Raw genomic sequence first — 20,049 nt, forward strand, 5'->3', positions numbered from 1 at the left:
AATTAAGTAAGCCGTTTTTAGTTTCAGTTTCCAGTCACGCTTCTAACCACTAAAAAAGTTCTTATTTTTTTTAGCAACTTTTTGGTTTAAAAAAATCTTTATAAAAGTTATGAGTAAAAAACAAAAATACATAGCTGATGAAAATCGTTATGAGAAAATGAATTATAGAAGAACAGGAAATAGCGGTTTGCTTTTACCTGAACTTTCTTTAGGTTTATGGCATAACTTCGGTGAAAATGATGATTTTGATAATGCTCGAGATTTATTAAAATGTGCCTTCGATAACGGAATTACACATTTCGATTTAGCAAACAACTACGGACCTCCTTATGGTTCTGCGGAATCTACTTTTGGAAAAATATTAAAAAAAGATTTCAAAAAACACAGAGATGAATTGATTATTTCATCGAAGGCTGGTTATGATATGTGGGAAGGCCCTTATGGAAATTTTGGTTCTAAGAAATACCTAGTTTCTAGTTTAGACCAAAGTTTAAAAAGAATGAATTTAGATTATGTAGATATTTTTTATCATCACAGACCAGATCCAGACACGCCTTTAGAAGAAACTATGGGTGCTTTAGATTTAATGGTAAGACAGGGAAAGGCATTGTATGTTGGTATTTCTAATTATCAACCAAAAGAAGCAGAAAAAGCATTTAAAATATTAAAAGACTTAGGTACTCCGTGTTTAATTCACCAACCAAGATATAGTTTATTTGATCGTTGGATAGAAGATGGATTATTAGATTTATTAGGAAATTCTGGTGTTGGAGCAATTTGCTTCTCTCCTTTAGCACAAGGAATGCTAACTGATAAATATATTAACGGATTGCCTAAAGATTCTAGAGCAGTAAAAGATGGTCGTTATTTAAAAACGGATAAAGTACTAGAAATGCTTCCAAAAATTAAAGATTTAAATGAAGTTGCTAAAAGCAGAAATCAGAATTTAGCACAAATGGCAATTTCTTGGATTTTAAAAGATGAGAGAATTACGTCTGTTCTAATTGGAGCAAGTAAAACTGAGCAAATATTAGACAGTATAAAAGCTACTGAAAACACTACTTTTTCTGAAGAAGAATTGACTAGAATTAATTCCATTTTAGCTTAAAATAAATTATAAAAGCTCCTTCATGTTTTATAAACCTAAAGGACTCTTTTTTTTTATTATCTACGAACAAAAGTGGATTATTTATTATATAAAAAAAGCTCCTTTAACAAGGAGCTTTTCACTACTAATACTATACTCTTCCTTTTCCTAAACTCTTCCTTTTTCATATAATTTTTATTATTCTTTTAATTGATCATCTGAAAGTAAAGCAAAGAATTTATCTAAATTAGGTAGAATTACAATTCTTGTTCTTCTATTTTTTGCTCTATTATCATTAGTAGTATTTTCTACTAAAGGCATTGTAGAACCTCTACCTGCAGCAATTAATCTACTTCCATCAATATTATATTTACTTTCTAAAAGACGTACAATAGAAGTAGCTCTCTTTACGCTTAAATCCCAGTTATCTTGTACAACTGCATTGTTAATGGTTCTAGAATCTGTATGTCCTTCAATCATAACATCCATACTTGGTTCAGATTTTATAACTGCCGCTAATTTTTCAATTAAACCATAAGCACCATTTTTAACTCTATAACTTGCGTTGTTAAATAATAATTTATCAGAAACAGAAATCATTACTACCGTTTGATCAATGTCTATATTTAAATCATCAGAATCTGTTAAATCAGAATTATCAAACTTATTTTTTAAATTATAAGAGATGGCAAGGTTTAAAGAATCTTTTAAAGTTTTAGCTTTTGCTAACTCTGCCGGATCTACTTTAGATAAAGTTTCTCTCATTCTTTCTCTTGTATTATTAGAAATTACAGCTGTTTTACCAACCATATCTAATTTTACGTCATTGGCATCTTGTAAGCTTGAATTATCACTTTTTAGTGAATTAATTTTTTCATTATAGTCTGCTACCCTACTTTCAATTTTAGCAAATTTCCCCTCTAGTGCTTCTTTTTCTAAAGTAGTTTTTTGAAGCGTCCCTTTTGTATTAATATACTGATTTTCTAGCGTTACATACTTTTTTTTAGAAACACAAGATGTTGCCATTAACGATATTGCTACAACAGGTATAATAAATTTTTTCATAATTAATTAGTTTAAATGATATAACCTATAGCGGTTATTTAGTTATTTAATGTTACTTCTATTAGTTAAACAACTCAGTTTATAAATACCCTACCTTAAAAATTCATTTTTTTTTATAAAAACAAAAAAAGCCCATAAAAACTTAATTTTCATGGGCTTATAATATTTAAAAAAAATAAAATTTTATTGTAGCGAACTCAAACTACTTTTAATAGTTTCAATTTTTGCTACTGTATCTGCTTCTTTTTTACGTTCTAAAGCCAACACTTTTTCTGGTGCATTAGACACAAAACGCTCGTTAGACAACTTCTTTGTAATACCAAATAAGAAACCTTCTGCTCTTTTAAGCTCTCCTTCTAATTTCTTAATCTCTGCTTCAACATCTATGTTTTCTATAGAAATTGGTACAAAGTATTCATTAGATTTTACTCTAAATGATGCTCCTTCTACTTTTTCTGAAACATAGTTTATTGTTTCTGTATTTGTTAATTTCTGAATAACAGCATCAAATTGTTTTGTGCTTTTATCATTATCGATAACAAATAATTCTACAGCATCTTTAAAAGAAATATTCTTATCTTTTCTGATGGTTCTAATTCCTGATACAACTCCTGTAGCAAATTCAAAATCTTCTATAATTTTTGCATCAAAATCTTTAATTACAGGATATTTTGCTATAATCAATGCTTCTTCTGGTGTTCTATCTGCAATATATTGCCAAATATCTTCTGATAAAAATGGCATAAATGGATGCAGTACTTTTAAGTTATTTTCTAAAACTTCTATAATAGCATCAAATGTAGTTTTATCTATTGGTTGCTGATAAGCAGGTTTTACAATTTCTAATAACCATGAAGAAAAATCATCGTTAATTAACTTGTAGATTGCCATTAAAGCATCAGACAAACGGTATTTAGAAAAATGATCTTCTATTTCTGCCAACGTTTTTTGAAACTTAGCTTCGTACCATTCTAAACCAATTTTAGATGTTTCTGGTTGTGGTAAAGTAGCATCAACTTCCCAACCTTTTATCAAACGGAAAGCATTCCAAATTTTATTTGCAAACCCTTTTCCTTGCTGACAAAGATCTTCATCAAACATTAAATCGTTTCCGGCTGCAGAACTTAATAAAAGCCCTACTCTTACTCCGTCTGCTCCATAATCAGAAATTAATTTTAAAGCATCTGGCGAATTCCCTAAAGATTTAGACATTTTACGTCTTTGTTTATCTCTAACTAAACCTGTTAAATAAACATTATTAAAAGGTTTTTCGTCTTTATATTCATATCCTGCAACAATCATTCTTGCTACCCAGAAAAATAAAATATCTGGTCCGGTAACTAAATCGTTTGTTGGGTAATAATATTTAATTTCTTCGTTTTCTGGATTTCTAATTCCGTCAAACACAGACATTGGCCACAACCAAGAAGAAAACCAAGTATCTAGTGCATCTTCATCCTGACGAAGGTCGGACGCCGACAGCGAAGTGTTTTTAGTTCTTTCTTTTGCTAAAACTAAAGCATCATCAATATTTTCAGCTACAACAAAATCTTCTTTTCCGTCTCCGTAGAAAAATGCAGGAATTTGTTGTCCCCACCAAAGCTGACGAGAAATATTCCAATCACGCACATTTTCCATCCAATGACGGTATGTGTTTTCAAATTTCTTTGGATATAAATTGATTTCTGCATCTTCACCTAAAACTGCATCAATTGCAGGTTGTGCAAGATCTTTCATCTTTAAAAACCATTGATCTGACAATCTTGGTTCTATAACAGCTTTTGTTCTTTCTGATGTTCCTACTTTATTTGTATGAACTTCTGTTTTTACTAAAATGCCTTTTTCTTCTAATTCTATTGCAATTTCTTTTCTTACAACAAAACGATCTTTTCCTTGATAATGTAATCCGAAAGAGTTTAAAGAAGCATCATCATTAAAAATATCAATAACTTCTAATTTGTGCTTGTCTCCTAAATTCTTATCATTCTCATCGTGTGCAGGCGTTACTTTTAAACAACCAGTACCAAATTCTAAATCTACATATTCATCCTCAATAATAGGAATCACTCTACCACATAAAGGAACAATTGCTTTCTTCCCTTTTAAATGTGTAAAACGTTCATCATTTGGGTTGATACAAATTGCAGTATCTCCAAAAATAGTTTCTGGTCTTGTAGTTGCAATTGTCAAAGTATCATCAGATCCTTCAATTTTATATTCTAAATAGTACAAGTTTCCTTGTCTTTCTTCGTGAATTACTTCTTCATCAGAAAGCGTCGTTTTAGCTTCTGGATCCCAGTTTACCATTCTGTATCCTCTATAAATTAAACCTTTGTTGTATAAATCAACAAAAACCTTAATTACAGATTCAGACATTTCCGGGTCCATTGTAAATGCAGTTCTTTCCCAATCGCAAGAAGCACCTAATTTTTTTAATTGTTCTAAAATAATACCTCCGTATTCATCTTTCCAATCAAAAGCGTGTTGTAAAAATTCTTCACGAGTTAAATCGCTTTTTTTAATTCCTTGCTCTTTTAATTTAGCAACCACTTTTGCTTCTGTAGCAATAGATGCATGATCTGTACCGGGAACCCAACATGCATTTTTACCTAATAAACGTGCACGTCTTATTAATACATCTTGTATGGTATTATTTAACATGTGCCCCATGTGTAAGACACCTGTAACGTTTGGCGGCGGAATTACAATTGTATAAGGCTCTCTTTCATCTGGTGTAGAATGAAAATAGTTGTTTTTCATCCAGTAGTCGTACCATTTATCTTCTACTTGGCTTGCATCATATTTAGATGGAATTGTCATACTTTGGTATTGTTTTTGTAATATAGTTAGCAAAAGTACAATTATCTATTTTGTAGAGAAAATTAGTAGTTGATTTTTTAAAACAAATTATTAGTCTTAATTTTACAATATAAAATATTTATTATGAAAACCTTCGGAACATTATTAGTAGTATTCTTTATTTCTTTTTCAATAAACGCACAAGAGTTTAAATTTGAAAAAGAGACCATTAACTATGGAAAAATTGAAAAAGGATCTGATAAAGAAAGAGTCTTTGTTTTTTCTAATGTTGGTGATGAACCAATAATTATTAGTAGAATTCAATCTTCTTGTGGTTGTACAATTCCTAAAAAACCAGAAGCACCAATAATGCCAGGAGAAAAAGGAGAAATTAAAGTATCTTATGATACGAACAGAGTTGGTGGTTTTTCTAAATCTATAACTGTTTTTTCAAATGCAAAAGAAGGAAATAAAGTAATTAGAATTAAAGGAGTAGTAACTAAAGAACTTTCTTTAGAAAAAGAGAAAAGTATCTTAACAGATATTTAATCTATATTTTTTTTATCAAACGAAATTCGAATTTCATTTGTACGCCATTGCGTTCAACTGTAATTCGAATTTTCTTTTTATCCCTTTCTTGAAATTTATAGATAATATCTTCTATCTTTAATTCATGGGCATGTTTTCCGTTGATTCTTAGAATAACATCATCTTTTAACAAACCTGCTTTTTCCGCTGCTGAGTTTTTAACAACACGACGGATAATAAACGATGGTTTAAAATTAAAAGAATACCTAGTAACAAAACTAATCGAGTTTTTATTTGGCATTTGGTTATTATAGGCATTTTTGTACTTATCAACAATCTCTTCTTTTACCAATTTCTTACCATTATATACCACATCTAAACCACTCATATTATAATTAAACCCTGCACTAAGAGAACCATTCTTTTTTAGGGTGATTTTTTTATTAGGATAATCAATCCAAACTTTAAATCTGCTTAAAATACCGCCACCAACACTACCATTTCTTTCTTTAAATTTTCTTGCATTATGTGTAGAAAGGGAATCTAAAAAAGAAACAGTAGGGCCTTCAATAACAAAACTCCCCATTTTAAATTTAGAAACTCTACTTCTATTTCCAAAAATAGGTCCGCTTAAACCTTCTCCTAAAATATCATTAAAAAAACGTTTAGGTGTTCTAATTGATTTTTTAGAATTTTCGAAAAGCCACATAGCATCACTTCCTCCTAAATCTACTAATAATTTTACATTAATAAACGCACTACCAACAGTATCTAAAAGCACCGAAGCATCTATAAATGGTTTTTTCCTATAAAACTGAAACGGAAAAGTTTCGCACTTTCTACATTTTTTATAGCTGTATGTTTTAGGATTGTAAAAATTTATTTTTTTTGTTTTGTAGTTAATCTTTACAATTACATTTTTTAATAAATTATAACCAATAATTCCGTGTATCGTTGTGCCCATTTTGCTCGATAAATCGAAGTAATCTTTTAAAATAACATAAACTGTTTCATTCTTACTTATTAAGTTCTTTACTTTAAAAATATTCTCTTTAGAAATAATTGCATCTACCCCACCACCGCTACCTAAACCACGCAACCTCAATCGTGTAGTATTTAACAATTCTATACTATCTTTTTCTGATAAATTAAATAGAATCGTTTTATTAACTCCCGTGTCTAGGATAAAGGATAATTGTTTTCCGTTAATTTCTAAAGGAATTACAATTAAATTATTAATCAATCTAAAACTTATTTGTTGACTATGCTTATTTTTTTCATTAAAAGTAAACCCTGTTTGAGAATTTACGATGAGTGAAAATAAAAATGATATTATGATAAGAGCATGTGATTTTATCAAACTAATTGTTTTTAGAACCTATACAATATACAACAAAACAAAACAATTAAAGAATTTCTTAAAGTTCAACTAAAATATATCACATACCTATTTGACAATAAACCACCTGCAAAGTTTCTTTAATATACTCTTTTAAATAAAATATATTTCGGAAATTCGCAATTACAAATATTTAAAACATAATTATGCCTGCAATATCTAAGAAAGGATTAAAAATGCCAGAATCACCAATTAGAAAATTGGTACCGTATGCTGAAGACGCTAAAAAAAGAGGTGTTAAAGTATTCCATTTAAATATAGGTCAACCAGATATAAAAACACCACAAGTTGCCTTAGACGCAGTAAAAAACAATACAATTACAACATTGTCTTATGCTCGTTCTGAAGGTTCTGAAGAATATAGAAACAAATTAGTTAGTTATTATAAAAAACATCAAGTTAACGTAACTGCAAACAATATTGTTATTACCACAGGTGGTTCTGAAGCATTGCTTTTTACGATTGGTAGTATTACAGATCCGGGAGATGAAATTATTATTCCAGAACCTTTTTATGCAAATTACAACGGATTTTCTACCGCATCTGGAGTTACCGTAGTACCTGTTATTTCTAAAATTGAAGACAATTTTGCATTGCCTAAAATTGAAGATTTCGAGAAGTTAATTACAAAGAACACCAAAGCAATATTAATTTGTAACCCAGGGAATCCTACTGGATACTTATATTCTAAAGAAGAGATTCAGAAATTAAAAGAGATTGTTTTAAAACACGATTTATTTTTAATTGCTGATGAAGTGTATAGAGAGTTTACCTACGATGGTTTACAACATACCTCTGTAATGGCTTTAGATGGTTTAGAGCAAAACTCTATAGTTATAGATTCTGTTTCTAAGCGATACAGTATGTGTGGTGCAAGAATTGGTTGTATTGTTTCTAAAAATGAAGATTTTATAAAAACGGCTATTAAATTTGCACAAGCACGTTTAAGTCCACCAACATATGCTTTAATTGCTAGTGAAGCTGCTTTAGACACTCCACAACAATATTTTGATGATGTAAAAGAAGAATACGTAGACAGAAGAAACACTTTAATTGCAGAATTAAACAAAATTGAAGGTGTAAAAGTAGCCAATCCAAAAGGTGCTTTTTACTGTGTTGCGCAATTGCCTGTTAAAGATTCAGATCATTTTGCAAAATGGTTATTAGAAGACTTTAATTTAAACAACGAAACCGTTATGGTTGCTCCTGCAAGTGGTTTTTATTCTACTGAAGGTGAAGGAAAAAACCAAATTAGAATGGCATACGTTTTAAACAAAGAAGATTTAATTAGATCTGTAGAGATTTTAGGAGAAGCTTTAAAAGTTTATAAGGATTAGTTATAACTGTTTATTAAGTACTATTATCCTAACGTATTTACGGGATAATAGTACTAAAAGTTACTATATAATCTAGTTATGTGTAACTCGCACAATCCATACATAAACCTGATAAAACACAATTTACACCTTTAACTTGATAGCCTTTTGGAATTGAAAAATTGACAGGAATAGGCATACACTCAATAGTTTGACAATTAGTACAACGAAAATGAAAATGATGACCTTTTAATACTTCATCATCACAATTTACACAAACTGCAAAATACTGTTTTCCATCATCTGCGACTACTCTATGAACTATACCATCTTCATAAAAACGATTTAAAATTCTATAAATAGTAGCTCGATTAATATCTGAATTAACCTTATTCTGAATTGCATCTCGACTCATTGCTTTTCCCGTTTTCGTCAAAATATCTAAAACTGCTTCTTTAGTTTGTGTATTTCTTCTTTCCATTTGAATCTTTATTAATGCAACTAAGTTGCAATAATAAATAAATTATCTATCTTTGTCAAAAAAACAAAAGGAAAATCTAACAAGAAGAAAGTTTATAAAAAGAAGTAGTTATGCTATAACAGCTTTAGCCTTGCCTTTTCCAATAGTATCATTTTCAAAATTTAAACCAATGATAGACAAAAACAAATTTGAAGTAATTATAATTGGAGGAAGCTATTCGGGACTTTCAGCAGGAATGACTTTGGGTAGAGCATTAAGAAATGTTTTACTTATAGATGCTGGACAACCTTGTAACATTCAGACTCCTCATTCACATAATTTTATCACTCAGGACGGAAAAACACCTAAAGAAATTTCAAGTCTTGCAAAAGAACAAGTTCAAGAATATAAAACAATTAAATTTTATAAAGGACTTGCTATAAATGCAAAAAAAACATCAAATGGATTTGAAATAACCACTCAAAACAACGACACTTTTTTAACTAAAAAAGTTATTTTTGCTACAGGTGTAAAGGACATAATGCCTAATATAAAAGGTTTTTCAGAGTGTTGGGGTATATCTGTTATTCATTGCCCTTATTGTCACGGTTATGAAGTTAAAAATGAAAAAACAGGTATTTTAGCCAATGGTAATATTGCTTTTCATTATGCCCAACTAATTAGCAATTGGACAAAAAAACTGACCATATTTACCAATGGAAAATCTACATTAACGGAAGAGCAAACCAATAAAATAAAGAAACATAACATTCCTATTGTAGAAAAAGAAATTGTCTCTTTAAATCACAAAAATGGTAGTCTAAAAGAAATCATTTTTACGGATAGTTCCGTTTTTCAACTTAAGGCTATTTATGCAAGACCAGACTTTAAACAGCATTGTCTAATACCTGAAAAACTTGGATGTGAATTGACTGAACAAGGTCTTTTAAAAGTCGATATGTTTCAACAAACAACAGTAGAAAACATATTTGCTTGTGGAGATAATAGCAGTCCATTACGTGCTGTATCATTAGCAATTGCAACAGGTAATATAGCAGGTTCAATTCTTAATAACGGATTAACGGAGGAAGAATTTTAAATAAATCAAACGCTACACATAACACCATATAAAAAACATAAGGTGGCTTTCTAGTTCTATTGAGTGAAGAAAACAACGAAACACCGCCAAATATAAAATTTGGCTTTTAGACATAAAAAGATAAAATCAAAATGTTTATATTTGGCTAGTAGAAACCTAAAAACGAACTACCAACCGAAACCCTACGTTTCTTATATTAACCGTTATGTGCAAGGCTAAAACCAACTGTAAAAAGTTTATAAATACGAAACCTTACTTAAACCTAATACAAAAGTTATGAATCAAGAAACTGCCATTTTAGTAGTTATTTCAGTCCTCGGAATTTTTTCAGCAATTATGGTTATAACCAGAATATTTGGGTTAAGAACATTTGCAAAAATGTCAAGTTTTGATTTTGCATCAACTATTGCGGTAGGTTCAATATTAGCCTCAATTGTACTAAATAAAGACCAAGTAATCTTAAAAGGTATTTTAGCCCTTTTTTGTGTAATAGGATTTCAAACACTATTCTCTTTTTTAGTCAGAAAAAATGATTTGTTTAAAAAGCTATTTACCAACAAACCACAATTCCTAATGAAAGATGGCAAAATACTGTATGATAATCTGAAAAGATGTAACGTTGGAGTGAGTGACTTGATGGCAAAATTAAGAGAAGCTAACGTACATAAATTATCAGAGGTTCAAGCTGTAGTCTTTGAAAGTACTGGGGATATTACTGTATTACATAGTTCAGAGATTAATGAAGTGGAAGATATAATTTTGAGAGATGTAGACAGTAAATAATTCTATCAAAGAAAATTTCTCTCAATCGTACAAAAAATTAAATAGTTCAATGAAAAAATGATACTGAACGTTATTAGGGACAACCGTTCAGCTTTAATACTGATTAAAAATTAAAACAAAAATTATGAACTCTTTTTTATTTATCGGAGCTTTCCAACTAATTATAATATTAGTCGTTTTATTTCTAGGAATTTTACCAACAATAATTGCTCTTGTAGACATTTTAAAGAGTGAATTTAAAGGGAATAATAAAATTGTTTGGTTGCTAGTTGTTTTATTTGCAAACTTTTTTGGTGCTATTTTATATTTTCTAATTGGTAGAGGACAAAAAATAACGGTAGAGAAATCATAAATCAGGTTTTGAGCTCCGTTAGTACTCAGCTTTAGCAAACACTAACAAAGAACTCAGTTAAAAGCAACTTAAATATTAATTGTGAATATTCAACAAAACACATCTTTAAAAAATTATAATACGTTTGGCATTTCTGTAAATGCCAAACGTTTTATTTCTATTGATTCTGTATATCAATTACAACAACTTTTAAAAGTAGAAAAAGACCTTTTTTTAATTTCTGGTGGAAGCAATATGTTGCTGACAAAAGATATTGAAAAATTAGTGGTACACTTAGCTATTAAAGGTATTTCTATTGATAACGAAGATGAAAACGCTGTTTATATTACTGTAAATGCTGGAGAAAATTGGCACGATTTTGTATTGTGGTGTGTTTCTGAAAATTATGGAGGAATAGAAAACTTGTCTTTGATTCCGGGGAATGTGGGCACCTGCCCTATTCAGAATATTGGTGCTTATGGTGTAGAAGTAAAAGACACTATTACAAAAGTAGAAGTACTAGATATTGAAACGGGTAAATTGGTTCAGTTTTCTAATGAAGACTGTAATTTTGGTTACAGAAATTCTATATTTAAGAATGAAGTAAAAGGAAAGTACATTATTACTTCGGTTAGTTTTAAGTTGACAAAAATCAACCATCATTTAAACTCTTCATATGGCGCTATTAATACCGAATTAACGTCTAAAAACATTACAAAACCTACTTTAAAAGATATTTCTGATGCTGTAATTGCTATTCGAAAATCGAAGCTTCCTGATCCGAAAGAAATTGGAAATAGCGGTAGTTTTTTTAAAAACCCTGTTATTGCTACAACTCAGTTTTTAGAATTACAAAAAGACTTTCCAACCATACCAAGTTATAAAATATCGGATACAGAAGTGAAAGTTCCTGCAGGTTGGTTAATAGAACAAGCTGGTTTTAAAGGAAAACGTTTTGGAAATTATGGTGTTCATGAGAAACAAGCGTTGGTATTGGTAAATTATGGTAATGCAACTGGGAAAGAGATTTATCAGCTTGCTGAAAAAATAAAAGAAACCATCTTTAATAAATTTGGAATTCCTCTAGAAATTGAGGTAAATATTATTGCATAAAAAACCTCATCAAATTAATGATGAGGTTAGAGTTAGAAATATAACATTCCCCCAAATACTATATTTCTAACTTTAATGTTTTAATATCTACAATTAATTGTTTTACAGAGTTCTTACTTAAACCATTGTAAATGCCTCTAATGTGTTTATTTTTATCAATAAGAACAAAGTTTTCTGTGTGTAAAAAATCGTCAATACTTTTTGGTGCTCCTAAATCTTCTTCTACAAAATAAGAATTCCTGCCTAAGTCGTAAATTTCTTTTTTATCACCTGTAACTAAATGCCAATTCTTACCAATTTCTTTATCTATAGCATATTTTTTTAATTGTACTACAGAATCTATGGTTGGTGTTACAGAATGAGAAAGTAATAAAATGGCATCATCATCCTTAAAAGCTTCTTGTACTAAAGCCATATTACCTGTCATTTTTGGACAAATACCAGGACAAGTGGTAAAGAAAAAATCTGTTACATATATTTTATTTTCAAATGTTTTTTGGGTGATATTCTTCCCATCCTGATTTGTTAAACTAAAATCTGGAATGGTATGAAAAGTATTTAAAGCATCGCTTTTAGCATCGATCCATTTTGGTGTAAAAGATGCTTCATTATAATAAGGCAATACATCAACTTTACTTGCAATTTCTTTATGATCTGTTTTTTTACAACTTAACAAAAGACATAACCCTATTAGTAAAAAACTATAATTCTTTATTTTTTTCAATTTTTTCATCTTTTAATTGATAACATAAATTTGCACGCTTCATTCCAAAAGTTCTGCCATTTTTAGCTTCATAATTTACATAGATCTTGCCGTTTTGTAACCAAGCTCTTTGCAAACCATTTTCCTTTCCTTTTAACAAATTTCTTTCTTTAGACATTACTCCATCAACATACCATTGTCGCTCTATACCTTCCAACTTCCCTTTTTTGTAAGTTGCCTCATAAGCCAAAGTACCGTTTAGCCACCAAGCTTTATAACTGCCCTCCATAACATTTTGGTTGTAATGCAATGTTACTTTTAAAACTCCATTTTTAAACCAAACGTTATAAACTCCTTCTTTTTTACCATTATAAAAACCTGTCTTTTCCTTTAAGGAATCATTGGTATGATATTTAACTGCAAACCCATTAAAAAGCTTGTTTTTATAATACCAATTCCCTTCGTTACCGTTTAAGATTATACTATCTTTATGAACCGTAACAGCACTATCAATAGTTCTAATTTTAATAGCAGTATTTTTCTTTTTATTATTGGTTGAAGAATTACAACCAATAATAAAAATTGAAAAAAGGAAAAAAAAGAATGCTGTTAATTTCATATTAGTAACCTTGGTAAGGGCCTGTAAAAGCAATATAAGAACCTGTTGTAGAGTACAATTCGTTAATTATATGATAATGATATTCTTCTATTCCATTTGAATGTTGAGTTACAGAAGTATGTCCGCCAGAAGTATCTAAATCCGTTGGGTAAGTATCTGTTGAATTACATTTTCTACCATATAAGAATACACCGTCTAATAAAATACCTACTAGATTTTTATCATCGTTTGTAAATGCTTTTGGTTCTAAATGATAATGATATACTCCAGGTCCAATATGTGCTCCGGTCCAATCTAAACTTGCTGCTGCTTGATCTAAAGCTCCGTTTCCTTCTTGGTCATTAAAAATAGAAGCACCACTTACAGCAACACCAATCGTATTTAATTGTGTACTGACCGTACTTCCCGTTAAATTTGGAGTAGCATCTACCGTAATGGTAACTGCGTTATTATTACTAGACATTATAGACGGAGTTGTAGCTACATCAGATTCTTCCAGGTATAAATCGCTATCTTCTCCCCAATATACACTTTCGTGATTTGGTAAACCTGTTGTTTCTATAGTTACCGTTGTACCTCCATTAGATAAATAAATATCGGTTGCATCTGTATTAAACTCTGCATACGCTGCATGCAATTCTGTTATAACAACATCATCTATTTCAGTGTCTGTACTTAAATCTGATTCACTATCAGACGTACAAGAAACAAATGCAGAAAAAAGTAAAACAATAAGTGATGTGGTCTTAATTAATTGGTTTTTCATTTTTTTAATTATTGGTTTATATAATCTTTAGATGTGGTTTCTAAAAAAAACTTGCGGTTTTTATTTTTTATTTCTTTTTGGGTTCTTTTCCCAATTCATCTTTGGTTATAAAACCATCATTATTTTTATCAACTTTAGAAAAATCTTCCTTTAAAGGTCCTTTGGTTTCTGTTTTAGATAATTTTCCATCCTTATCTGTATCCATCATTTCTAATAGTTCTTCAAAGTTTTTACGTTCTCCTCCTTTTCTTTCTTCATTCCCATCTCTAGGCGGTCCTCTACGCTCATCTTCTTTTACCTCTCCCATTAAACATCTGCTTACATACGGAAATTCATTTGTAACTAAGTACATATATTTTCCATCAATTGTAATTCCGTTACATTCATCTAAATCTCCGGAATTTGCTACATATTCAAAATCGGAACCATAGGTTCCATCATGATCATCATTTACAGCAATATTTATAGTTTCTTTCGGGTTTTCATAAACACAATCTTCTCCCTCACGCGTTCCGTCTAATAATTTGTAACTCGGTTTATAAGCATTACTTTTAGAGTAATAAATAGGAAAACCATCGTGCGCAAAACCAACGTGTACTAAATCTTTTCCGGTATCAAATTCTTCAATTACAGACGTTGGCGTTCCATGATAATGATACTCGCCGGTAGGTTGCACATGTGCATGATTAAAATCGAGTCCTAAATCTATAACATCTTGAAAAGCTTCTACCCTATAATTTTCTCCCGTTTCACAAACAACAACTTCTGCTGTTCCGGGTTCAAACTTTACACCATTTAAAGCAACTCCTGGTTCTCTAACCCAAGTTGCCTTCCCTGTATACTTTGGATTTACAGGAAACGTGTAATTTTTATTTTGTTCAGAAATTGTATTCGGATTTCCTTTTCTTGGAAAAGCACCGGTTTTATGGTCTGGCAATGCATTTGTAACCATTTTTCGTTCATTACCTGTTACAGTAACAATTGTTTTTGTTCCAAAGATTTTACTTATTAAACTATAGGAATCAAAATAATTTACAGCAGAATGTGTATGGCTTTCTGTTTCTCCATGATGTGTATGCTTTGTTGCCTGACTTTTACAACCTATTAATAAAATACTTGCTAATATTGGTATGAAATACTTTTTCATTTTTTTAAATTGTTTTATAAAAGTTTAGATGTCTTTTTATAGATAAACTTGTGTTCTTTAACTTATTTTAACAAAAAAAGCCTCATAATTTCTTATGAAGCTTTTAACAATTAACCAAACTCAAATACTATTTTCTTTAATCTAAATAAGCTGCTACCGCTGTTTTTCTAGAGGTCGCATGTGATTTTAATTGACTAACTGCCGATTGAAAATCTGAACTATTATTTAAAAATGAATATCCTGCAACTTCTGATGTTGCATATTCTTCTACCAAAGCAGCATAACTTGTATATAAAGCCTGAATTGTAGTTTCATTAAATGCACCATTTATAACCTCTTCTACATACGCATCATACTTTTCTTTATAAACTTCATCTTGATACATATACCCAATTAAAGGCCATTGAGATGAACTTAAACCAGAGAAATTTAAAGGTAAAGAACCTCCCATTTTACCAGTTTGTAAAGCTTCATTATTATCCCAAGGAATCCATGTTAATTTACTCGTAGCCGGATCATTGTATAAGAAATAGTTATGTGTCATTCTACCATAAGTATCCCAATTTTGAACCACCGTATTTACTGCTAAATATTTTAAAAAGATCTCAGTATCAAAAACAGCATCTAAAGTGGTTCTCCAAGCTTCAGGATCTGAAGTTCTTGTACCATCGTTTATAATTGTTAAAAGGTTTTGTACATCAGAAAAATCTGCCTCATCTTCATTATTCTTTTTCACATATTCATCTTCATCAAAAGTTCCGCTTGCAAAACTTGCTGCATCTCCATCTGGTTTGTATAAATTTCCGTCATCATCAGAAAATTGTGTATCTAAAACACTTCCATCTACTTCTTCAACTAAAGTATACAACCCAAAATACTGTGGTCCATCTCCATGATCTACATATAAGGTGTAAAATGCGGTATGAGATGCTACTAAACCAGCATTTCTAAATACATCTGTGGCTACCTTTTCTCTTAACATAGAGCTATCATCATAATTATTTTTAAGACTCAATTTTTTAATTCCATAAAAACGTTGATTCTTTATTTGAGGATAATCATCTTCAAACTCATCAAAATCTAATTTAAACGATAGCTTTAAAATACCTGCTTGCCAACTAGACTGCAAACTAGAATTTCCTTTAAAACGCAAACCAACTCTGTACCATTCATTACCTTCATAAAAAACTTCTCCAGGAACAAAAATAGGATCTTCGTCTGAAAAACCACTTGCACCACTTTGCCCAAATGTGCCGTAAAGGTTTTCCATATCATCTAACATGGTTTGCCAACGCTCTTCTGTAATTACAAAGTCTAACCTTTTTACTGTGTTATCTTCAAAAACTTCGCTAATATTTGGATCTACATCTTTACTATGTGTCGCTTCGGTCCAATCTATTGCTTCAAAATCTGTATCATCTATTACCACAGCAACTTCTTCGTTATCATCTATGTCATCTACTACAACATCAGAAACATCATCACTTGTACACGAAAAAATAAAAAGTGTAATCACTAATGAGAATAAATGAATTTTATAATTTTTCATAATTAATTGTTTGATTGATTTTTTTGATTCTATTTTGTTACCCTTAATTTCTAGCTCTTTCTCTTCTTTCTGGTTTTGGGGCATCTTTCAGTTCTTTTTCTGAAATGAAACCATCTTCATCTGTATCAATTTTTTTAAAATCTTTAACCAAAGGCCCTTTTACTTCTTTTTGAGAAATTTTACCATCTTCATTAGCATCAAATTCTTTTAAAAGTTGTTTAAATGTTGGAGGCCCTTTTGGTTTTTCATCAGAATTACCTTGTTGTGCAAAAGTTGATACTGATACTCCTAAAGAAACTATTATTACTGCTAAAAATTTATTTGTTGATTTTTTCATTTTTAATCTATTTATTAAGTTTATATACCTTTAGATGCGAGTGCTTTTAAAAACTTGTGCACGTTAACTTTACTTTAACATATCTAATTAAAAAATAGTAACACCTAAAAATTAAAGCATTAATTTTATTATAAGAACACTTTAAAAATTAACTTCATCATTCTCAAAAAAAAATCCAAAGCAGTTAAGCTTTGGATTTTTTTTATAACTAAATTATTTATAAATATATTATCTTGGTGGCGGTGGCATTCTTTCATTTCCCGGAGGAGGCATGTTACCATCATTTGGAGGCATTCTATCTCCACCTCTTATGGCTTCTTTAATTATTTTATCAAACTTTTGCACTTGATCTGCTGTACAAATTTCTCTTACCTGTTTAAAAAAAGAAAAAACCTCTGCATCCTTTTTTGCTTGTAAAAGTCCAATTTTTGTAGTTAAAGAATCAATCTTAAAATCTTTTTTATTAAAGCTATCAAATAAAATATCTTTTTGATCTTTAAGCTGATCTTCTAGACCTCTCATTACCTGTCTATGCGCTACATCTAATGTTTTAAATGATGCTTTTTGAGTTTCTGTAAAACTTAATTGTTCGGTTAAAAAATTTCTTGTCGGATTAATTCTTTGATTTTCATGTGGCTTTTTTACCAACATAAAAATTAATACTCCATTTAATAGTAGTAACAAGATTAGAAGAATAGGAAGTAATTTTGATTTCATAACTTTTAATTTAAAATAGAACTACTATCTGTTTGTAAAGAGTATTCTTGTGCAAACGTTTTAATATCTGAAGTTGAACTATCTCTTTGAGATGAACTGTTAAAAGCATAAAAAATAGTTCCTATATTTAATAACAAAACAATACCTAAGGTTGCCAATTGTAACTGCAGTGTAAACCAAGAAAAAACAGGTTTCTTTTCTACCTTTTCAGCTTGTATTTTTTGTAAAACTTTATGCTTAAAAAAGTGATTTACTTCTACTTTATCAATAGTATCTAATACCTTAAAGGTCTCTTCTACTTTTTTATGTGTATCTTTTTTATTCATTTTATTTCAATTATAAAATAACATTATACTTTTTTAGATGCAAATTATTTTAAAAACTTGCGCTTAATTATTGTTTTTATAAAAGTTTATTAATTTTTCTTGCAAACTCTTCTTAGCTCTAAACATTAAAGACTCTACCGAGGACAAACTTTTACCCGTAATTTCTACTATTTCTTGATAACTTTTATCATCAATCTTTGCCAAGGTAAATACAATTCTCTGTGCTTCTGGCAAAGTATTTATAGCCTTAAAAATAGTTGCAGATTTTTCTTTATTCTCTAATAAAATACCTGGGTGATTTACTTCTGTAAAATAACTTGTTTTATCTAACGGAATTTCATTTCCTAAAATAGTTTGCATAAACGCAAATCTCTTTTTAGTATTCTTTTTTCTGATAAATTCTAGACACTTATTGGTCGCTATTTTATAAATCCAAGTAGAAAGTTTAGAATCTCCTTTAAATTTAGAAATAGATCTAAAAACTTCTAAAAAAACTTCTTGTGCAATATCTTCTGCATCTTCTTTATTAGGCACAAAAGAAATACAGGTACCAAAAACTTTCTGTTGATAGTCATCTAAAAGTTGACTAAAAGCAGTCTGTTTTCCTGATTTTAATTGTGCTATTAAGTTCTCTTCGGTCAAGATTATTGTTTTCAAAAAAGTAAACATACAAAAAAAGACTGTCTAGATAAACAGTCGTTTCTTTATTATTAAATATAAAATATATTATTTAGTCATTGTAACAACTCTCTGTGGTAAAGGAGCTTCATAACCGGCATTTCCTAAAGCTTCTACAATTCTCTGTCTAGTATCCCAAAAAACCTCCCAATAATTCTCGCAATTAGCATAAGGTAAAGCTAATAACTCAACACTATTTTGTCCTAAATTATTTACGGCAACTCTTGGAGCACTTGCGCCTTCTTGTAAAACATGATTATCTTTTAAAAGAACATCCAATACAATTTGTTTTGCCTTCTCAATATCCGATCCATATCTAATTGCAAAAGGCATGTCGATACGTAGATTTCCTATTTTAGTTAAATTGGTAATCTTATTAGAAGTAATGGTAGAATTTGGTATAATTTCAGTTTCATTCTGAAACGTTTCTATAACGGTAACAAAGACAGATATTTCTTTTACAAAACCAAAAGCTCCGTTTGTTTTAATTAAATCTCCTACTTTAAAAGGCTTAAAAACAAGTAACATAATACCTGAAGCTATATGCCCTAAAGAACCATTAAAAGCAGCACCAATTGCCAAACCTACACCTGCCATTAATGCTGCAAAAGAGGCCATTGGCAAACCAACAATACCTGCAATAGAAATAATTAATAGTAATTTTAAAATAAAACCAATACTGGTTAATAGAAAAGGTTGTAAAGTTTCATCTAATTTTGTTTTTTCAAACCCTTTAGAAACTCCTTTCATAATCATCCTAATAATCCAAAGACCAATTATTAATGCTGCAAAAGCACCAATTAATTGAAGTCCCCAGTTTCCTAAACCCGCAGAAATTGTGTTGTAAAAGTTTTGTAAAGATTGTGTAATTGTATCCATAATTTTATGTTAAAGTTGTTAATTATATTCAAAGTTTTGACACCTAATTTCTTAAAAAGTCACTATATAAATATTCTATATTGTTTTTTAAGACAGCTTAAGAATTCGTATCTTTGTATCTCAAATTTTTATTATGAAATTATTATTTCTTACTTTAGGTTTATTAGCACTTGCAGTGGCAGGAATCGCTATAAAAATATGGGCAAAAAAAGATGGTAAATTTGCAGGTACTTGTGCAAGCCAAAACCCAATGTTAAACAAATCAGGAGAGTCTTGTGGTTTTTGTGGAAAAACTCCAGACCAATTTGATACTTGCGAAGACACCGAACATAACTAACTCTCTTTTTT

At 29.9% G+C, this 20,049-nt stretch carries 22 protein-coding genes; 8 read left to right on the forward strand and 14 right to left on the reverse strand.

Annotation, left to right across the window (positions count from 1 at the left end):
* Positions 1–109 precede the first annotated feature (109 nt).
* Positions 110–1,108 (forward strand): aldo/keto reductase, encoded by a 999-nt coding sequence (locus H0I29_RS16860; protein ID WP_218753542.1) that lies wholly within the window; start codon positions 110–112, stop codon positions 1,106–1,108.
* Between the two features lie 177 nt (positions 1,109–1,285).
* Here H0I29_RS16860 and H0I29_RS16865 read toward each other — a convergent pair whose 3' ends face one another.
* Positions 1,286–2,152 (reverse strand): OmpA family protein, encoded by an 867-nt coding sequence (locus H0I29_RS16865; RefSeq protein WP_218730686.1) that lies wholly within the window; start codon positions 2,150–2,152, stop codon positions 1,286–1,288.
* A gap of 183 nt (positions 2,153–2,335) precedes the next feature.
* A complete protein-coding gene (locus H0I29_RS16870) occupies positions 2,336–4,972 on the reverse strand; it encodes a valine--tRNA ligase (protein ID WP_218753544.1) in 2,637 nt (878 codons plus the stop codon).
* 123 nt (positions 4,973–5,095) lie between these two features.
* Between H0I29_RS16870 and H0I29_RS16875 the strand changes: the two genes are divergently transcribed.
* Complete coding sequence (locus H0I29_RS16875) at positions 5,096–5,500, forward strand: DUF1573 domain-containing protein (RefSeq protein ID WP_218753546.1); 405 nt, start codon at positions 5,096–5,098, stop codon at positions 5,498–5,500.
* A gap of 1 nt (position 5,501) precedes the next feature.
* On the opposite strand, the gene H0I29_RS16880 is transcribed toward H0I29_RS16875, so the two are convergent.
* Positions 5,502–6,722, reverse strand: a complete 1,221-nt coding sequence (locus tag H0I29_RS16880) for an aspartyl protease family protein (protein WP_254712655.1) — start codon at positions 6,720–6,722, stop codon at positions 5,502–5,504.
* A gap of 302 nt (positions 6,723–7,024) precedes the next feature.
* On the opposite strand from H0I29_RS16880, the gene H0I29_RS16885 reads away from it, so the two are divergent.
* Positions 7,025–8,215 (forward strand): pyridoxal phosphate-dependent aminotransferase, encoded by a 1,191-nt coding sequence (locus H0I29_RS16885; protein WP_218730690.1) that lies wholly within the window; start codon positions 7,025–7,027, stop codon positions 8,213–8,215.
* A 76-nt stretch (positions 8,216–8,291) separates the two neighbouring features.
* Here H0I29_RS16885 and H0I29_RS16890 read toward each other — a convergent pair whose 3' ends face one another.
* Positions 8,292–8,675 carry a Fur family transcriptional regulator gene (locus H0I29_RS16890; protein ID WP_218753550.1) on the reverse strand — a complete coding sequence of 128 codons (384 nt, stop codon included), beginning with the start codon at positions 8,673–8,675 and terminating at the stop codon, positions 8,292–8,294.
* A 52-nt stretch (positions 8,676–8,727) separates the two neighbouring features.
* On the opposite strand from H0I29_RS16890, the gene H0I29_RS16895 reads away from it, so the two are divergent.
* The 4 genes from H0I29_RS16895 to murB all read left to right on the forward strand — a co-directional run bounded on the left by H0I29_RS16895 (position 8,728) and on the right by murB (position 11,980).
* Complete coding sequence (locus H0I29_RS16895; protein WP_368384543.1) at positions 8,728–9,753, forward strand: NAD(P)/FAD-dependent oxidoreductase; 1,026 nt, start codon at positions 8,728–8,730, stop codon at positions 9,751–9,753.
* Positions 9,754–10,029: 276 nt separating this feature from the next.
* A complete protein-coding gene (locus tag H0I29_RS16900) occupies positions 10,030–10,536 on the forward strand; it encodes a DUF421 domain-containing protein (RefSeq protein ID WP_218753552.1) in 507 nt (168 codons plus the stop codon).
* 124 nt (positions 10,537–10,660) lie between these two features.
* Positions 10,661–10,888, forward strand: a complete 228-nt coding sequence (locus tag H0I29_RS16905; protein WP_218753554.1) for a PLD nuclease N-terminal domain-containing protein — start codon at positions 10,661–10,663, stop codon at positions 10,886–10,888.
* A gap of 81 nt (positions 10,889–10,969) precedes the next feature.
* Complete coding sequence (murB, locus tag H0I29_RS16910) at positions 10,970–11,980, forward strand: UDP-N-acetylmuramate dehydrogenase (protein ID WP_218753555.1); 1,011 nt, start codon at positions 10,970–10,972, stop codon at positions 11,978–11,980.
* 58 nt (positions 11,981–12,038) lie between these two features.
* Here the strand turns inward: murB and H0I29_RS16915 are convergent, their stop codons facing one another.
* From H0I29_RS16915 to H0I29_RS16960, 10 genes are all read right to left on the reverse strand, one after another.
* A complete protein-coding gene (locus H0I29_RS16915) occupies positions 12,039–12,713 on the reverse strand; it encodes an SCO family protein (RefSeq protein ID WP_218753557.1) in 675 nt (224 codons plus the stop codon).
* On the reverse strand, positions 12,682–13,302 hold the full coding sequence (locus H0I29_RS16920; protein WP_218753559.1) for a toxin-antitoxin system YwqK family antitoxin: 621 nt from the start codon (positions 13,300–13,302) through the stop codon (positions 12,682–12,684). Before H0I29_RS16920 ends, H0I29_RS16915 begins: the two co-directional genes overlap by 32 nt.
* A gap of 1 nt (position 13,303) precedes the next feature.
* Complete coding sequence (locus H0I29_RS16925; RefSeq protein ID WP_218753561.1) at positions 13,304–14,068, reverse strand: YHYH protein; 765 nt, start codon at positions 14,066–14,068, stop codon at positions 13,304–13,306.
* A 67-nt stretch (positions 14,069–14,135) separates the two neighbouring features.
* Positions 14,136–15,215, reverse strand: a complete 1,080-nt coding sequence (locus H0I29_RS16930; protein WP_218753563.1) for a YHYH protein — start codon at positions 15,213–15,215, stop codon at positions 14,136–14,138.
* A 136-nt stretch (positions 15,216–15,351) separates the two neighbouring features.
* A complete protein-coding gene (locus H0I29_RS16935; protein ID WP_218753564.1) occupies positions 15,352–16,764 on the reverse strand; it encodes a CotH kinase family protein in 1,413 nt (470 codons plus the stop codon).
* Between the two features lie 43 nt (positions 16,765–16,807).
* Positions 16,808–17,101, reverse strand: coding sequence for an EF-hand domain-containing protein (locus H0I29_RS16940; RefSeq protein WP_218730700.1), 294 nt, complete (start codon positions 17,099–17,101; stop codon positions 16,808–16,810).
* A gap of 228 nt (positions 17,102–17,329) precedes the next feature.
* Complete coding sequence (locus H0I29_RS16945) at positions 17,330–17,818, reverse strand: Spy/CpxP family protein refolding chaperone (protein WP_218753566.1); 489 nt, start codon at positions 17,816–17,818, stop codon at positions 17,330–17,332.
* Positions 17,819–17,823: 5 nt separating this feature from the next.
* A complete protein-coding gene (locus tag H0I29_RS16950; RefSeq protein ID WP_218753568.1) occupies positions 17,824–18,144 on the reverse strand; it encodes a hypothetical protein in 321 nt (106 codons plus the stop codon).
* Between the two features lie 63 nt (positions 18,145–18,207).
* Positions 18,208–18,786, reverse strand: coding sequence for an RNA polymerase sigma factor (locus H0I29_RS16955; protein ID WP_218753570.1), 579 nt, complete (start codon positions 18,784–18,786; stop codon positions 18,208–18,210).
* Between the two features lie 84 nt (positions 18,787–18,870).
* Entirely contained in the window at positions 18,871–19,701 is an 831-nt protein-coding gene (locus tag H0I29_RS16960; RefSeq protein ID WP_218753572.1) for a mechanosensitive ion channel family protein, read from the reverse strand.
* Between the two features lie 133 nt (positions 19,702–19,834).
* On the opposite strand from H0I29_RS16960, the gene H0I29_RS16965 reads away from it, so the two are divergent.
* A complete protein-coding gene (locus H0I29_RS16965) occupies positions 19,835–20,038 on the forward strand; it encodes a membrane or secreted protein (protein WP_165733369.1) in 204 nt (67 codons plus the stop codon).
* The last annotated feature ends 11 nt before the right edge of the window (positions 20,039–20,049 follow it).

The sequence above is a fragment of the Polaribacter sp. R2A056_3_33 genome (assembly GCF_019278485.1).
In the GTDB taxonomy this organism is placed as follows: domain Bacteria; phylum Bacteroidota; class Bacteroidia; order Flavobacteriales; family Flavobacteriaceae; genus Polaribacter.

Coding starts and splice junctions, on each gene's coding strand:
- H0I29_RS16875 (WP_218753546.1), top strand. CDS start 5,096: ATGAAAACCTTCGGAACATTATTAGTAGTATTCTTTATTTCTTTTTCA.
- H0I29_RS16900 (WP_218753552.1), top strand. CDS start 10,030: ATGAATCAAGAAACTGCCATTTTAGTAGTTATTTCAGTCCTCGGAATT.
- H0I29_RS16915 (WP_218753557.1), bottom strand. CDS start 12,713: ATGAAAAAATTGAAAAAAATAAAGAATTATAGTTTTTTACTAATAGGG.
- H0I29_RS16890 (WP_218753550.1), bottom strand. CDS start 8,675: ATGGAAAGAAGAAATACACAAACTAAAGAAGCAGTTTTAGATATTTTG.
- H0I29_RS16905 (WP_218753554.1), top strand. CDS start 10,661: ATGAACTCTTTTTTATTTATCGGAGCTTTCCAACTAATTATAATATTA.
- H0I29_RS16945 (WP_218753566.1), bottom strand. CDS start 17,818: ATGAAATCAAAATTACTTCCTATTCTTCTAATCTTGTTACTACTATTA.
- H0I29_RS16950 (WP_218753568.1), bottom strand. CDS start 18,144: ATGAATAAAAAAGATACACATAAAAAAGTAGAAGAGACCTTTAAGGTA.
- H0I29_RS16860 (WP_218753542.1), top strand. CDS start 110: ATGAGTAAAAAACAAAAATACATAGCTGATGAAAATCGTTATGAGAAA.
- H0I29_RS16960 (WP_218753572.1), bottom strand. CDS start 19,701: ATGGATACAATTACACAATCTTTACAAAACTTTTACAACACAATTTCT.
- H0I29_RS16930 (WP_218753563.1), bottom strand. CDS start 15,215: ATGAAAAAGTATTTCATACCAATATTAGCAAGTATTTTATTAATAGGT.
- H0I29_RS16865 (WP_218730686.1), bottom strand. CDS start 2,152: ATGAAAAAATTTATTATACCTGTTGTAGCAATATCGTTAATGGCAACA.
- H0I29_RS16940 (WP_218730700.1), bottom strand. CDS start 17,101: ATGAAAAAATCAACAAATAAATTTTTAGCAGTAATAATAGTTTCTTTA.
- H0I29_RS16935 (WP_218753564.1), bottom strand. CDS start 16,764: ATGAAAAATTATAAAATTCATTTATTCTCATTAGTGATTACACTTTTT.
- H0I29_RS16920 (WP_218753559.1), bottom strand. CDS start 13,302: ATGAAATTAACAGCATTCTTTTTTTTCCTTTTTTCAATTTTTATTATT.
- H0I29_RS16870 (WP_218753544.1), bottom strand. CDS start 4,972: ATGACAATTCCATCTAAATATGATGCAAGCCAAGTAGAAGATAAATGG.
- H0I29_RS16885 (WP_218730690.1), top strand. CDS start 7,025: ATGCCTGCAATATCTAAGAAAGGATTAAAAATGCCAGAATCACCAATT.
- H0I29_RS16965 (WP_165733369.1), top strand. CDS start 19,835: ATGAAATTATTATTTCTTACTTTAGGTTTATTAGCACTTGCAGTGGCA.
- H0I29_RS16925 (WP_218753561.1), bottom strand. CDS start 14,068: ATGAAAAACCAATTAATTAAGACCACATCACTTATTGTTTTACTTTTT.